The organism is Acinetobacter sp. YH12219 (genome assembly GCF_013417875.1).
Lineage (GTDB): Bacteria > Pseudomonadota > Gammaproteobacteria > Pseudomonadales > Moraxellaceae > Acinetobacter > Acinetobacter amyesii.
Genome location: NZ_VPDC01000004.1, coordinates 65,068 through 79,859 on the forward strand (window position 1 = coordinate 65,068; position 14,792 = coordinate 79,859).

13 protein-coding genes are annotated in these 14,792 nt (G+C 42.8%); 10 read left to right on the forward strand and 3 right to left on the reverse strand.

Annotated features, from left to right (window positions below; genetic code table 11):
• Window positions 1-30: 30 nt before the first annotated feature.
• The gene (locus tag FTV04_RS03720) at window positions 31-570 is read right to left on the reverse strand and encodes a DUF924 family protein (RefSeq protein WP_078190604.1); all 540 of its coding nucleotides are present in this window, start codon (window positions 568-570) and stop codon (window positions 31-33) included.
• Window positions 571-780: 210 nt separating this feature from the next.
• Here FTV04_RS03720 and gshA point away from each other — a divergent pair, with 210 nt between their 5' ends.
• Both gshA and FTV04_RS03730 read left to right on the forward strand, forming a co-directional pair.
• A complete protein-coding gene (gene gshA, locus FTV04_RS03725; protein WP_180088697.1) occupies window positions 781-2,358 on the forward strand; it encodes a glutamate--cysteine ligase in 1,578 nt (525 codons plus the stop codon).
• A 20-nt stretch (window positions 2,359-2,378) separates the two neighbouring features.
• Entirely contained in the window at window positions 2,379-2,906 is a 528-nt protein-coding gene (locus tag FTV04_RS03730; protein ID WP_180088699.1) for a disulfide bond formation protein B, read from the forward strand.
• A gap of 69 nt (window positions 2,907-2,975) precedes the next feature.
• On the opposite strand, the gene FTV04_RS03735 is transcribed toward FTV04_RS03730, so the two are convergent.
• Window positions 2,976-4,307 carry an alpha/beta hydrolase gene (locus FTV04_RS03735; RefSeq protein WP_180025879.1) on the reverse strand — a complete coding sequence of 444 codons (1,332 nt, stop codon included), beginning with the start codon at window positions 4,305-4,307 and terminating at the stop codon, window positions 2,976-2,978.
• Window positions 4,308-4,550: 243 nt separating this feature from the next.
• On the opposite strand from FTV04_RS03735, the gene FTV04_RS03740 reads away from it, so the two are divergent.
• The 7 genes from FTV04_RS03740 (at window position 4,551) to urtE (ending at window position 13,215) form a co-directional block, all read left to right on the forward strand.
• Window positions 4,551-5,150, forward strand: coding sequence for a YqiA/YcfP family alpha/beta fold hydrolase (locus FTV04_RS03740; RefSeq protein ID WP_180088818.1), 600 nt, complete (start codon window positions 4,551-4,553; stop codon window positions 5,148-5,150).
• Window positions 5,151-5,338: 188 nt separating this feature from the next.
• A complete protein-coding gene (parE, locus tag FTV04_RS03745) occupies window positions 5,339-7,219 on the forward strand; it encodes a DNA topoisomerase IV subunit B (protein ID WP_180088701.1) in 1,881 nt (626 codons plus the stop codon).
• A 374-nt stretch (window positions 7,220-7,593) separates the two neighbouring features.
• Window positions 7,594-8,880, forward strand: a complete 1,287-nt coding sequence (urtA, locus tag FTV04_RS03750; protein ID WP_180004371.1) for an urea ABC transporter substrate-binding protein — start codon at window positions 7,594-7,596, stop codon at window positions 8,878-8,880.
• Between the two features lie 95 nt (window positions 8,881-8,975).
• On the forward strand, window positions 8,976-10,610 hold the full coding sequence (urtB, locus tag FTV04_RS03755) for an urea ABC transporter permease subunit UrtB (protein WP_180088703.1): 1,635 nt from the start codon (window positions 8,976-8,978) through the stop codon (window positions 10,608-10,610).
• A gap of 4 nt (window positions 10,611-10,614) precedes the next feature.
• On the forward strand, window positions 10,615-11,688 hold the full coding sequence (gene urtC / locus FTV04_RS03760) for an urea ABC transporter permease subunit UrtC (protein WP_168379684.1): 1,074 nt from the start codon (window positions 10,615-10,617) through the stop codon (window positions 11,686-11,688).
• Complete coding sequence (gene urtD / locus FTV04_RS03765) at window positions 11,685-12,506, forward strand: urea ABC transporter ATP-binding protein UrtD (protein WP_168379685.1); 822 nt, start codon at window positions 11,685-11,687, stop codon at window positions 12,504-12,506. The genes urtC and urtD overlap by 4 nt, the downstream gene beginning before the upstream one ends.
• A gap of 10 nt (window positions 12,507-12,516) precedes the next feature.
• Window positions 12,517-13,215 carry an urea ABC transporter ATP-binding subunit UrtE gene (urtE, locus tag FTV04_RS03770; protein WP_068532840.1) on the forward strand — a complete coding sequence of 233 codons (699 nt, stop codon included), beginning with the start codon at window positions 12,517-12,519 and terminating at the stop codon, window positions 13,213-13,215.
• A gap of 101 nt (window positions 13,216-13,316) precedes the next feature.
• Here the strand turns inward: urtE and FTV04_RS03775 are convergent, their stop codons facing one another.
• Complete coding sequence (locus FTV04_RS03775; RefSeq protein WP_180066482.1) at window positions 13,317-14,018, reverse strand: phospholipase D family protein; 702 nt, start codon at window positions 14,016-14,018, stop codon at window positions 13,317-13,319.
• Between the two features lie 279 nt (window positions 14,019-14,297).
• Between FTV04_RS03775 and FTV04_RS03780 the strand changes: the two genes are divergently transcribed.
• Window positions 14,298-14,780, forward strand: a complete 483-nt coding sequence (locus FTV04_RS03780; protein ID WP_180088705.1) for a DUF1877 family protein — start codon at window positions 14,298-14,300, stop codon at window positions 14,778-14,780.
• Window positions 14,781-14,792: the final 12 nt, after the last annotated feature.

The following is a 14,792-nucleotide window of genomic DNA, read 5'->3' on the forward strand; positions in this document are numbered from 1 at the left end:
AAGGGGGAGATACTGGCCAAAAGCCGTCAATTAAAAGCTAGAATTGGGCTGGGTTAAAAATTCCAATTCCTCTGCTGTGGATGTTCTTCCCAATACTGCATTGCGATGCGGGTAACGTCCAAATCGATCGATAATCACTTTATGCTTTTTTTCAAATTCTAAGTTGATCGGATTGCCCAGTTGCTCAAATAATTTTAACGCGCTTTGATGGATTTTTGTCGATTCGCTATGCATAAAGGGCATATATAAAAATGAGCGCTGTTCAGGGCTTAATTGTAGGTCTAAACCCTGTGCGATGGCTTCTTGGGCAAGCGCCAAAGCCAATGCATCTTGGGCAAAAGCCAAGCCAGAGTCACGGAATAAATTTCTAGAAAATTGATCTAAAACAATAATTTCAGCCAAGCGACCTTCGGCAGTAGTACGCCATTGCCATAGTTCTGCTTGACTGGCTGCTTGATGGATGTCTTTAAACTTTTTTTCGATTAAAACATCAAAATTATTGCTTTTAGCGAACCAATTGGGCTGATTTTCTGGGTTAAACCAAAATTCGAGAATATCTTGATAATTCATAAGTTTTAAGCATTATTAGCATATATTTGTTTATAAAATCACAAATTTCAAATGTCATATAGAGTAAGTTTGTGATAAAAAATTGCCAAAATAAAATCACGGTTTGTCTCAAAACTATACAGTGGGTCATATGCCCACTTCAAATCGCGTTATACTGATATAAACTGATGATTTTATTTTAGTAGTTTCTTCCATTTAAGCGAGATAGCAATGAGTCAACCCGAATCGACCTCTCAAGACATTTTACCGACTTGGGTAGATTCTTCGCTGATTAAAGGAATGTTGCGCGGTATTGAGCGTGAAAGCTTACGTATGCAAAGCAACGGTTTCTTGTCTCAGGCCGACCATCCCCAAGCTTTGGGTGCGGCTTTGACTCATCCGCATATTACGACAGACTATTCTGAAGCTTTAATGGAATTTATCACGCCACCAAAAGAAACCATTACAGAGGCGTTGAACTATCTGCAAGATATTCATGCTGTTGCGCATACGCATTTAGAACATGGTGAAAAACTTTGGCCGTTGTCGATGCCATGCATGTTGGATAAAGACGAAGACAGTATTCGTTTAGCGCAATATGGCAGCTCGAATATTGGGCGCTTTAAAACCTTGTATCGTCGTGGTTTAGGGGTGCGTTATGGTCGCCGGATGCAGACCATTTCAGGGGTACATTATAATTTATCTTTCCCAGATCATTTCTTTGAAGCACTACAACAGCACGAAACTGACGACGCCCTCAAAGCATTGAGCTTACAAGATTATCGCAGTCATCGTTATTTCGGCCTGATCCGTAATTTTATTCGTTTAACGCCATTGGTGATGTTTTTGGTTGGGGCGAGCCCGTCGGTGTGTAAATGTTTTATGACTGGACGTGAACATCAGCTGTTACCGCTCTTAAAAGGCACGCTATTTTTACCCTATGCAACGGCGCTGCGTATGGGAAATTTTGGCTATCAAAATTCAGCACAAAAACAGTTAGGGATTCACTACAACGACATTCAGGCATATTTGGAAGGTTTGCAAAAAGCGGTGCATACCCCGTATGCCGCATTTAGTCATTTAGGTTTAAATGATGAACAGAGTGAACCGATTCAAATTAATGACCACGTGTTGCAAATTGAAAATGAATACTACAGTTTGGTTCGTCCGAAACAAGTGCCACAGGATGGTGAAACACCATCTGAAGCCCTGCAAAATCGTGGTGTGGGTTATGTAGAATTACGCGCAGTAGACGTCAATCCTTATAGCCCGATTGGGATCAATGAAGACACGGCAGGCTTGCTTGAAGTGGTGGCTTTATACTGTTTATTGCAAGACAGCCCAGCATTGTTAGATGCCGAACAAAATGAAATTGAGAAAAATCAGGCTGAAGTAGTAAACCGTGGCCGTGCGCCAAACGCAGTGATTTTACAGCAAGGCCAAGCGATTCCAATTGAAACATGGTGTCGTACACATGTTGCAGCGATGCAACCGTTGGCTGAATTGCTGGATGATTCTTACAATACAGATATTTACACTCAGGCAATGGCTGTGATGCAATCACGCATCGATGAAGTCGATGAAACATTGTCGGCACGTATGATTAGCGATACTTTAGAACAAGGTGGAACTTGGGGCTTTGGTAGCTTTATGGCCTTACAACATGCTGAAGTGTATGAGCAGCATGTTTTGAGCCCTGAAACTGCAGCATATTTTACACAAGCTGCTGAGCAGTCTTTAGAAAAACAGGCTCAACTTGAGCAAGACTGCACCTTGAGTTTTGAAGAATATTTGAAAAACTTTAGATAAAAAATTTAAGAGGATTTACCATGAAATGGAGTTTCCGCTTCGTGAGTGGTTTGTTGTTTTTAGCCAGCGTGATCGGTATGTCTTTTGCGCTGTTTTTAGAACATGTACAAGGCTTAGAACCTTGTCCGTTGTGCGTATTCCAACGTATTGGTTTGATTGGACTCGGCATCATTTCATTGATTGCGTTGATTCACAATCCAGCATCGAATTGGGGTAAACGCATTTACGCATTGTTGGGGACACTATCAATTCTTTGGTCTGCTGGGGTGGCTGCGCGTCATATTTGGCTGCAAAACTTACCGCCAGACAAAGTACCTAGCTGTGGCCCAGGACTGGATTATTGGGTAGAAACGCTGCCGTTAAAATCGGTCTTTGAGCAAGTACTAACCGGCTCTGGTGAATGTGCCAAAGTGGATTGGACCTTCTTGGGACAATCTTTACCGGTTTGGTCATTGGTGTTTTTTGCGGTCTTAACTTTGCTCAGTCTTTGGCAGTTAATACGTAAATACCCAAGCAAACCCGTGCCACGTTTACGTGATAAATTTTAATTCAGTGATACATAAAAAAAGCCCTCAGTTGAGGGCTTTTTTTACGAGTCTGAATGGGGGAAGTTTACCTTAGGTCAGGGCAATGCCTTCCATACTTTCCAAGTCCATCATAAATTCATAGATATGATCACAAGCTTTATCGTCATTGTTTGGATAGAACCAATGCACGATTTGTTCGGCCACTTGCGGGTGATGCTGAATTTCAAAATGGTTCAGGCCATAAAAAATCGCTTTATGTGAATCTGGCACTTTCAGTTGATACCGTGCATTTGGGTGTTCCCCCAATGCACTTTTTACACTGACCAAGTAATCTCCAATCACATGTCGCGTTTTATTGCGACGATGTTCATATTCGATGGTTCCTGCCACAAGGTAGGTATTGATATGTGATGGAATCGGGGCAGGTTTACGGTTGTCGTCCATGAGTCCAATGCGGACATCATTATGTTCCCAATCATCATCACGCACGCTGCCATAGCGCAAATCTAAAATGCCGTTACTGCGAATATTCACCACGTGCCCCACGATTTTGACCAAGGGGAAACGCCCCAATTGATCTTGCAGATGAAATCCGACACGTTCGAGTACCGCACCATGATGTGGTGAGCCCAAGCAGACTAGATTTTCAACTTGATGAATCCATTGATACATATTTTGTTTGCCATAAAAAATGGCACTACGGGACACTAAGCCCCCCATACTATGACCAATTAAGTCGATACTGGTAATACCGGGGTTACGACGGACCAAATCTTCTAATGTATTGGCAAGGCTGCGGCCATTGGTCGAAATACGACGACCTGTGTTGTAATTTAAATACAGCATGGTGTTATGGTCACGTTGTGACAGTAATTTTTCACCAATGCCGCCATATTTGGCTGTCGACCATGACAGATGATTCATGCAGAGCCCATGAATCAACAGAGTGATACGTCCGGTTAATTCGCCTTTTTGTACCGCACCATAATGGTCGTAAACCACCATGGGTAAGGCCATCGGGTTGTGATATTTCAGTAAATAGTCGCCCAAGACCCCATTCAGCGCGCCCACTAAAAAATGTAAAGACGGCGTGAGGGGTTTGTCGTGTAAACGTGGGAATTTTTCAATAATGCTACGCAGCGTTGGTGCGAGTAAATAATTGCCATAATTGAAAAAGGTGTTGTAAGAAAATTCGTAAATCCGTGCAATGGTCGGCTGCTTATGAAAGGCTTTCGAGCCTTGTTCGCTCATTCCAAAAATACTGATTAAAATTTCACGTTGAATGTTTTTGATCAAGTCATGCACGACATCACTAAAACGCATTGTCACGAGCTGTGCCAAACCTTCCAGAACATCTGCTTGACTGGGTGGCGTGCGGTCCCATTTACAATAGGTTTCATGCAATGGTGTTAAGCTAGGCATAATGTTCCTATCCTTACATTCAATGCTATCCCTCGATTGTATTTATTACTGGAATAGCCTGAAGTTTCATTGTTTATTTTATAAAATTCTCACGAACAGCTTTTACAATACCGATAACAGACCTGTCGGTGAATGCCTTTTGTCTGACAATTTTACTAAAAATTCAAATTTAAAAAATGTGACGCAGTTAGCACTTATATGCCACTTTTAAAGCAATTTAAAGATCAATTTGGAATCAAAATGATGAATATTGTGTATTTGCATGGTTTTCAAAGTAACTCAAATTCAGTGAAAGGACAGATATTGCGGCGCTATTGCGCAGACTTAACTGGTGTGCACGTACATTTGCCAGATTTGAATATGCCACCACTACAGGTGATGCAGCAGATGTCAGAGCTGATTGAAGGTTTGGATGATGTGGTTTTAGTGGGCAGCAGCTTAGGTGGCTTTTATGCGACGCAGTTGATGGCATGCCATCACATTCCTGCGGTTCTCATCAATCCTGCGGTCTATCCATGGCAATTATTTCGTGACTTATTTGGCGAGACGGCATTGCCCTATCAGGTGACTGAAACGTGGTGCTTAGATGATGCACAGCTCAATCAAATGCAGGCTTTGGCGGTATCTAGGATTGAGAATGCAGATCAACTGTTGGTCTTGCTCCAACAAGGTGATGAAACTTTGGATTATCGAGATGCTGCTGATTTTTATAGTGTGGCTCAAGCCGGCATGGCTATGCTGATTACGGAGGTCGGTGGAACACATGGCATGGATGATTTTGCAGAAAAAATACCGATGCTCTTGCAGTTTTTGTCCGATGCTGTCAAAAATATGCCTAAATAAAATGATCCAATCCAAATGCTGAAAAGCTAGATCCAACATACAAAAAATGGGCAGTTACGACATCATTTGACGTTTAAATTGTTTAAGAAAATGGCGGCTGATCACAAGAGATATGCATTTTAATAAAAAAGCATATACTGTAGCGCTTGAAGAAATGTTTTAACCAAAAAAGCAGGGAATTTTGCAACGTGACGCAATATACGGCTCAATCACTTGAAGTTTTATCTGGCCTAGATCCGGTACGTCGTCGTCCGGGGATGTATACAGACACTACACGACCAAACCATTTGGCGCAGGAAGTGATAGATAACGCCGTCGATGAAGCGCTTGCAGGACATGCCAATAAAATTACCGTGACAGTGTATAAAGATGGCTCATTGTCAGTTGAAGATAATGGTCGCGGGATGCCAGTTGACATCCATCCTGAGTATGGTCAAAGCGGGATTGAAATCATTCTGACCAAACTACATGCCGGCGGTAAATTCAGCACAGACAATTATCAATTTTCAGGTGGTCTGCATGGTGTGGGGATTTCTGTCGTCAACGCATTGTCCAACCGTGTTGAGGTGGAAGTTCAACGTCATGGCAACCTGTATAAAATGGCCTTTGAACACGGTGAGCCAGTTGCGCCACTGGAAGTTTTAGAAGGTAAATGTGCCAAACGTGCGACAGGAACGACCGTGCATTTTTGGCCTGAAGCCAAATATTTTGATTCGCCTAAATTTGCGCTGAAAGCCTTAAAACACAACTTAAAAGCCAAGGCTGTTTTGGCGGCAGGCTTGCAGATTATTTATATCGATCAAATCAACAACGAAAAGATCGAATGGCAATTTGAAAATGGTCTAGTCGACTATTTGATGGATGAGCTACAAGACCGTGACATCGTTCCTGTTCCTGCATTTGTGGCGACTGGTGAAGCTGAACGTGCTAGTGCTGAATTTGCCATTTGCTGGAACGTTGAAGGCGGCGAACAGATTCAAGAAAGTTATGTCAATTTGATTCCAACTGCGCAAGGCGGTACACATGTCAACGGTTTACGTTCGGGTGTGACAGATGCGATTCGTGAGTTCTGTGAATTACGTAACTTATTGCCGCGTAATATGAAGCTGTCTGCTGAAGATGTGTGGGATGGCGTCAACTTTATTCTGTCTTTAAAATTCCAAGAGCCGCAATTTTCGGGTCAAACTAAAGAACGACTTTCAAGCCGTGAAGCCTCTAGTGTGGTGTTAAATATTGCCAAAGATGCCTTTGCACTGTGGCTGAATCAAAACTCCGATATTGCTATGCAACTGGCAGAAATGGTGATTGCCAAGGCCGGTCGCCGTTTAAAAGCTGCGAAGAAAGTTGAACGTAAAAAGATCGTTTCAGGTCCAGCCTTACCAGGTAAACTGGCTGACTGTGTGGGGCATACCTTAGAAGAATCTGAACTGTTTATTGTGGAAGGGGATTCAGCGGGCGGTTCTGCCAAACAAGCACGTGATAAGAACTTCCAAGCGATCATGCCGATCCGTGGTAAGATTTTAAATACTTGGGAAGTGTCTTCAGACGAAGTTTTGGCATCGCAAGAAGTACACGATATTGCGATTGCGATTGGTGTAGATCCGGGCAGTGATGATTTGTCAGAACTACGTTATGGCAAGATTTGTATCTTGGCCGATGCCGACTCGGATGGTTTGCACATTGCGACTTTACTCTGCGCACTGTTCGTCAAACATTTCCATACTTTGGTTGAGGAAGGGCATCTGTTTGTGGCGATGCCACCGCTGTTCCGTATAGATGACAATAAAGATGTGCACTATGCCTTGGATGAAGATGAACTAGAAAGCATCTTAAAGAAATGTAAAACCAAAAATCCTCAAATCACACGATTTAAAGGATTGGGCGAGATGAACGCGAGTCAGCTGCGTGAAACGACTATGGATCCCGATACACGTCGTTTAGTGCAACTGGACTTGGATGACGTACAGTTTACTTCAGGTTTACTCGACAAATTATTGGCGAAGAAGCGCTCTTCAGACCGTAAATATTGGTTGGAACAGAAGGGTAATTTGGCCGATTTAGCGGTTTAAAATTGCAACAAGGAAAAAACCACGCAAGTGGTTTTTTTTTGCTTCAAATGTAGGAAAAGCTGCATGATTTGTGTGCTAAAACACCGTGTTTTTTGAAAAACGTCGCAAAATTGTTCAATTATAGGTCAAATGTTGGATACAAGTTTGTATGCATCTTTGCGGTGATTTTACGATTTTTGAATCGACCCATAAAAAATTAAAAGCAAATTTTATGATTGTAACTATATGAAAAATAACATTTAAAAATAAATAAAAGCACTCAATCAAAATAAAAAATAAGGCTTGGCACAGTTATTGAATTGCTCTGTTGTGATGAAAGACAACAAATGCATTTTAAAAATGTGAATTACAAGCTTAGGTTGGGAGTGTGAATAATGTTTCAACGCAATGTATTTGCTAAAAGTATTTTAGCGGCAACGATGACTGGGGCGATTGCTTTAACGGGCTGTTCAAAACCTGCAGAAGAAAAAACAGAAAGCGCTACATCAGAACCAAAAGCCGCTGCAGCAAGTGGCGATACTATTAAAGTCGGGATCTTACATTCGCTGTCAGGCACGATGGCGATCTCAGAAACTTCTCTAAAAGATACGGCCTTGATGGCGATTAATGAAATTAATGCCAATGGCGGGGTATTGGGCAAAAAACTAGAACCTGTGGTGGTGGATCCGGCATCGGACTGGCCACTATTTGCGGAAAAAACCCGTCAGTTGATTACCCAAGATAAAGTGGCCGTGATTTTTGGTTGCTGGACGTCGGTATCTCGTAAGTCGGTTTTACCCGTGGTTGAAGAATTAAATGGCTTATTGTTCTACCCTGTTCAGTATGAAGGTCAGGAACAGTCTAAAAATATTTTCTACACAGGTGCAGCACCGAATCAGCAAGCGATTCCTGCTGTTGAATATCTGATGAGTGAAGAGGGTGGTAAGGCAGAACGCTTTGTACTATTGGGCACAGACTATGTTTACCCACGTACCACCAACAAAATCTTACGTGCATTTTTGAAGTCGAAAGGCATTGCCGATGCAGACATCATGGAAGAATATACCCCATTTGGTCATAGCAACTATCAAACCATTGTGGGCAATGTGAAGAAGTTTGCGGCAGGGAAAAAGACTGCTGTGATCTCGACCATTAACGGCGATTCAAATGTGCCGTTCTATCGTGAATTGGGCAACCAAGGCATCAAAGCTGCGGATATTCCAGTGATGGCGTTCTCTGTGGGTGAAGAGGAATTACGCGGTATCGATACCAAGCCGCTGGTAGGACACTTGGCGTCGTGGAACTACTTCATGTCGGTGAAAAATCCAGTGAATACTGAATTCACCAATAAAATGAAGCAGTATGCCGTGGAATACAAACTGCCAAATGCCGATAAATTTGTGACCAATGACCCGATGGAGGCTACCTATGTCGGCATCAATATGTGGAAACAAGCGGTAGAAAAAGCAGGAAGCACAGATGTCGATAAAGTACGTGAAGCTATGGCCGGCCAAGAATTTAAAGCGCCATCGGGCTATACCTTGCAAATGGATGCGTCGAACCATCATTTGCATAAACCAGTCATGATTGGTCAGATCCGTGCCGATGGTCAGTTTGATGTGGTGCACAAAACCGCAAAAACCATTGCTGCAGAGCCATGGAGCCCGTACATCCCGAAATAATTCAATCCAAATGCCTACTGCCATTGTGTAGTGGGCATGTTTTGATGTGATCCCTAGATGGGGTTGTTCTATTACTCAATAGGGATGCTTATAAGATGAAAAAATTACGCAATTTCCCGATCCTGTTTCTATTCCTGAGCCAATTATTCTGTCTGCAAATCGTGCATGCAGAAACAGCAGCGGATGTGGTACCTACGGTGCAATCTGTGCAGCAAGGTGACGCGATTCAGCAATTTGTTCGCGGTAGTTTTACCGAGCGACGTAGCTTACTCAATCAATGGCCGGGCGATATTGAATCCTTAGATCAGTTGGCCGCATTGGTCGAAAAAGACCAGTTATATAGTGGTCAAAGTGGTCAAACCTATATTTTAGAAACTGACGAAAAATTATTGAGCTATCCTGATTTGCAAACCGTGACGGATTGGCCTGCCGATTTATCCCAAGTCACCTTGGTGAATACCCTTCGTAAAGCCTTAACTTTTGCGCAAGCGAAAGAAAAGCTGCAATCGGATGATTTAAACCAGCGTTTAGATGCGATCGATATTTTAGAAAATAACTTGGTTGAGTTGGATGTTAAAAATATTAATCAATTGTATTTAAATGAAAAAAATAACAAAGTTAAAGCCCGTTTAGCGCAGCTCAAAGCACGCTTGGACTATCAAAACCCCGATGTATTACAAAAAATACAGGCGGCTAAAGTGCTGCAAGATTCTAACCGTCCCGATGTGTTGGCAATGGTGGAACAGGAATTACAACGAGCCAACCTGCATCCTGAGTTAAAAGCCGCACTGACAGAAGCCAAGAGCAATATTAAAACCCGTATTCAAGCCAGTGAATGGACTGGACATGTCTTTTCTGGACTGAGCACAGCCAGTATTTTACTGCTTGCAGCGTTGGGACTAGCCATCACTTATGGTCTGCTAGGCGTAATTAACATGGCGCATGGTGAACTGATCATGATCGGGGCCTATACCACGTATGTGGTGCAAAGCCTGTTTAAGAGTCATCTCAGTAGCTATGTCGACTGGTACTTGATTGCCGCGATTCCTGCTGCATTTTTTGTTAGTGCTTTGATCGGCATGTTGATTGAACGTACCGTTATTCGTCCCTTGTATGGCCGTCAATTGGAAACACTATTAGCCACCTTTGGTGTGAGCTTAATTTTAATGCAATTGGTGCGTATGGTTTTTGGAGCGCAGAACGTTGAGGTGTCGAATATTTCATGGCTGTCTGGGGGCATTGCCGTGACACCGAGCCTGATGCTGCCTTATAACCGTATTGCCATTATTGGCTTTACCGTTGCGGTACTGTTGTTGCTGGTTTACTTGCTGAATAAAACCCGCTTTGGTTTATTTGTTCGTGCCGTGACGCAAAACCGTCAAATGGCACAGGCCGTTGGTATCCGTTCTAGCCGCATTGACATGATGGCTTTTGGTTTAGGTTCAGGGCTTGCAGGTCTTGCAGGCTGTGCCTTAGCACAAGTCGGCAATGTCGGTCCTGACCTAGGACAAAACTATATTATCGATGCGTTCTTGGTGGTTGTGGTTGGCGGTGTTGGCCAAGTATGGGGCGCAGTACTGGCGGCCTTAGGTCTAGGTGTCAGTGGCACAGTGCTGGAAATCGGCATGGGTGCGGTCTTAGCGAAAATTATTCTACTGGTTCTTGTGATTTTGTTTATTCAAAAACGTCCACAAGGTTTGTTTGCCATCAAAGGCCGTTTTGTGGAGTAAGCGCATGAAAATCACTTCATTATTATCGGATAAACCCTATAGCGGTATGGCGATTGCCGTGTGCTTTGCCATTTTGCTGATTTTACCTTGGTTACATGTATTACCCGCCGATTCAGCACTGCATTTATCAGCGTATTGGGTCACGCTCATTGGCAAAATTATGTGTCTCGCCTTGGTGGCATTGGCCTTAGATTTGGTTTGGGGCTATGCCGGCATTTTAAGCTTAGGGCATGGTCTGTACTTTGCCTTGGGCGGCTATGCCTTCGGTATGTATCTCATGCGTGAAGCGGCAGGCGATGGCTTACCCGACTTTATGCGCTTTTTGAGTTGGACCGAGCTACCGTGGTACTGGATGGGTACTGAACATATCGTGTGGGCATTGGCTTTGGTGGTTTTGGTCCCAGGACTGATTGCCTTCATTTTTGGCTTCTTTGCCTTCCGCTCAAAAATTAAAGGCGTGTATTTTTCAATTATTACCCAAGCCATGACCTTTGCTGCGGCGCTACTGTTTTTCCGCAATGAAACCGGCTTTGGCGGTAACAACGGCTTTACCGGTTTTAAAACCATTTTGGGTATGGATATTACCTCTGCACCAATGCGTGCAACCTTGTGTTTCCTCACGGCACTGACTTTGCTGGTCTGTTTTGTCGGCTTACGCCACCTGATGAATAAACCCTATGGTCGTGTACTCGGTGCAATTCGTGACAGTGAAAACCGTTTGCAATATTTAGGTTACCGCACCTTATGGTACAAGCTCTCTGCATGGGTGTTGTCTGCCGTGATCGCAGGGATTGCAGGCGCTCTGTATGTACCCCAAGTTGGCATTATTAACCCGAGTGAGATGAACCCTGTCAATTCGATTGAAATGGCGGTGTGGGTGGCTGCAGGTGGTCGCGGTACGCTGATTGGCCCGATACTGGGTGCAGGTTTGATCAACGGGATGAAGACCTATTTCACGGTGGCTTATCCAGAGGTATGGCTATTGATTTTAGGTGCGCTGTTTATTGTGGTAACGATATTCCTGCCAAATGGCGTGATTGGGCTATTAGAGCGGTTTAAAAAGGAGCGCAGCGAATGAATGATCAATGGGTTCAACCGCATGGCGGTCATGCCGCAGAAGGTTATGGACGACCGAAAGAGCAGGGTGCGGACTTCAGTCACGGGATTGCCCTGTATTTAGAAAAAGTCAGCGTTTGGTTTGATTCTTTCCGCGCATTAAATGATTTGTCGTTATATATCAAAGAAGGTGAGCTGCGCTGCATCATTGGTCCCAATGGTGCAGGCAAAACCACGCTGATGGATGTGATTACGGGTAAAACTCGCCCAACAGAAGGTTCGGCTTTTTTTGGGCAAACCTATGATTTGGCAAAAATGAGCACGGAGCAAATAGCGGAAGCCGGAATCGGTCGTAAGTTTCAAAAGCCAACCGTATTTGAAAATTTTACCGTGATGGAAAATCTGTTATTGGCTGCACCTAAAGATAAACGGGTGAAAAAGAGTTTTTTCAGCAAACTCGATCCAGATGCGCAAAACGCCTTGGACGAATCTTTAGCACAAATCCGCTTAGAAGAATTGATCCATAAACCGGCAGGGCTGTTGTCACATGGTCAAAAGCAGTGGTTAGAAATAGGCATGCTACTAATGCAGCGTCCAAAATTGATTTTGCTGGATGAACCTGTAGCAGGAATGACCGATGCTGAAACAGAGCGTACCGCAGAGCTGTGTTTAGAGTTGAAAAAGAACCATACCCTTGTTGTGGTTGAACATGACATGAGCTTTATTGACACCATCAGTGAAAAAGTCACCGTGTTGGCGCAAGGTGCGATTTTGGCAGAGGGTACATTGGCCGAAGTCCAAGCCAATGAAGATGTCATTGAAAAATATCTCGGACGTTAAGGAGCAGACCATGTTAGAAGTCAAAGACGTCAATCAGTTTTATGGTGGCAGTCATATTTTAAGAGATGTGACATTTGCCGCTCCTGTGGGCGCATGTTCGGTGGTGCTCGGGCGAAATGGTGTGGGTAAAACCACCCTCTTAAAATGTTTAATGGGCATTTTACCGATCAAGTCAGGGCAGATCCTACTGGATGGCAAAGATATTTCTAAGCTAAGTCCAGAACAGCGTGTACGTGAAGGCTTAGCTTATGTACCGCAAGGGCGGGATATTTTCTCGACCTTGACCGTTGAAGAAAATATTTTGATTGGGATGGCAAAATTTAAAGGCGCTAAAACCCGAAAAGTGCCAGAACATCTCTATGAGATTTTCCCCGTATTGGATGAAATGAAACATCGACGAGGTGGAGATTTATCTGGAGGTCAGCAGCAGCAATTGGCGATTGCCCGTGCGCTTGCTTCCGAACCGCGGGTATTGATTTTAGATGAACCGACTGAAGGCATTCAGCCCTCGATTATTAAAGACATTGGTCGTGTGATTCGTCAGTTAGCTGATGGCGGAGAAATGGCGATTGTTTTGGTTGAACAGTTTTATGATTTTGCAGAAGAACTGGCAGATGAATATACCGTGATGGCGCGGGGGCAAGTGATTGCACAAGGTGTCGGTAGTGAAATGCCCGAAAAAGGCATTCGGGAACTGGTGGCGATTTAGGTTGTTTAATACCCTCTTTTGCTCCATATTTTGGGGCAAGAGAGGGGGTAGGTATTTTACTCACGGCTGTAATGCTTAAAGGGAGGAAATTTTTATGTGGATTAAAGTTCAATGTTTTCAGGCCAAAGAAAATAGCCACCATATTGATTGGGCTTGAATTCTCCTCCAATGAATTTACCTGAATCTGTAAGCGTATGCTTACCTTCTGCTTTTTCTTCAAGTAACCCTTTACTCACCAATAGTTCTAATAATTCAGGGGTTTTTAATTTGTGCTTTGCGGCGAGTTTTGAACTGGTTAATTTAGATTGTAAAAGTGATTCTTCTTCATTTTTTTCAATAGTAGGTTTTTCTGCTTTCACCTCATCTAAAGTAATGCGTACTTCATCACTGATGCGAATAATACGTTGGGCTTCTTCATAGGCATCTTTAAAGACTTCATCATCTTCGTATTTACGAACTAAAATCCCCATTTCATTGTTATTTACTTGGCTAAATTCATAAAGATTTAAACTTGAAATAATGCATTCACCTTCATTTAAATAGCACTTTGCATGCAAATTTTTACAAAAGCTCACGCGGACATAATCCAGTTTTTGCATCCATTTTATTTCATCTGGATGTAAGTCACTCTTACCGTAGACAATACGAATATCAATTTTCATACGGTCTTTATCTTCAAGAAGCTCCTTAATACGGTCATTTAAACGTAAATAGGGGCTGATTAAAATCAAACGCTCTTTGGCATTTTTGATTAACTCTTCAAGAAAGAAGTTAGTGCCACTGGTATTTAAGAATTTTGCCATTTATCCCCCTGATTAATTTTGATAATTTTAAATTTTAGCGCATAAAATTCATACTTTGAAATAATTCGCTTTTAAACTTTAGACATGCATTTGTTTTTTGATAGCAGGTGGTCTAATTGAATTGGCGGTAAGCATAGTAATAGTGAGTTACTTATGATTTCAGTCGGAATAGATTGGGCTATACATGAATTGAATAAGTCAGCTGATATACAAAAAATTGTATAATTATTGCTCAATAAAAGTTAATCTTAACTAAATACATAACAAGAAGATAAGAATATGGACGCGATATTATATTTGATCCCACCGAATGATTTGGAAACTCTGATTTTAGAAGCAGAAACCCCTCAAGATGTCTTGGATTCACCTTTTGTACAACACTCCTTTTTTTTAGGGGAAGCGTGGCAAGAGTTGAATCCATTATTAAGCGTGAACAGTGATTCAGCTGCGGCACTGAGTTATGCCATTCAGGCAGAACATCCTTTGTCAGAGCGACGACCGGGACTGAGCCTTGCAGTGCATTACAATACTGTAGTTCGCGTTGCAGAAATCCATCCGGCATTACAACAGTTAAGCGTGGATGAAATCAAAAAACGTTATTTGGTCACGATTGCAGAAACCGCACCTGAGCAAGAGCTCAAATTGGCCGAATTAAAACTGCTTTTTTTACAGTTACAAGACCTTTATCGTGATGCAGCGCGTCATAATTTATCGGTGCTGAGTGTGATTCAAGATGGTATTCGTTTGGATAAATTACCATAAACACAGCTCAAC